Source organism: Bacillus sp. D48C, from assembly GCF_053345735.1.
In genome coordinates this window covers 226,650-227,046 of sequence record NZ_JBKFAQ010000010.1, presented here as the reverse complement: position 1 = coordinate 227,046, position 397 = coordinate 226,650, and the positions used below count along the sequence as shown (strand labels likewise).

Sequence of the window (397 nt, the reverse complement as noted above, 5' to 3'; positions counted from 1 at the left end):
ATCTAGAAAAAAGAAAGAAGCGCCACCAAAGGTAAAGAAAAGTATTGCGGAAATTATGCAAATTGTAGACATGACGGAGGATGGCATATTTGAACTGAAAAATGAGGAATTTTTAGAAATTCTTCAAGTCGAAGGTGACGATATGTTCTCTAAGAATAGCGATGAACAAGCATTTGTCATTTTCTCACATGCGTATTTTTATCAAGCCTACAAACAGTCCATTAAACTCGTTTTTTTAAACTTTCCATGTCAAACAACCGAACAACAACGTTATATAGAGAAGAAAATTAAAGAATGTACCAGTCCTTTGTATGAACGGATTTTAAATCAAAAGTTAAAAGAACTTCAGTTTTTAGAATGGGGCAGAACCAATCGTGAAGCCTTCTTATTTATTTAT

At 33.0% G+C, this 397-nt stretch carries 1 pseudogene; it reads left to right on the top strand.

Annotated features, from left to right (window positions below):
- Positions 1–397 (top strand): annotated as a pseudogene (locus ACLBXA_RS22350) (hypothetical protein); the annotation flags it as partial.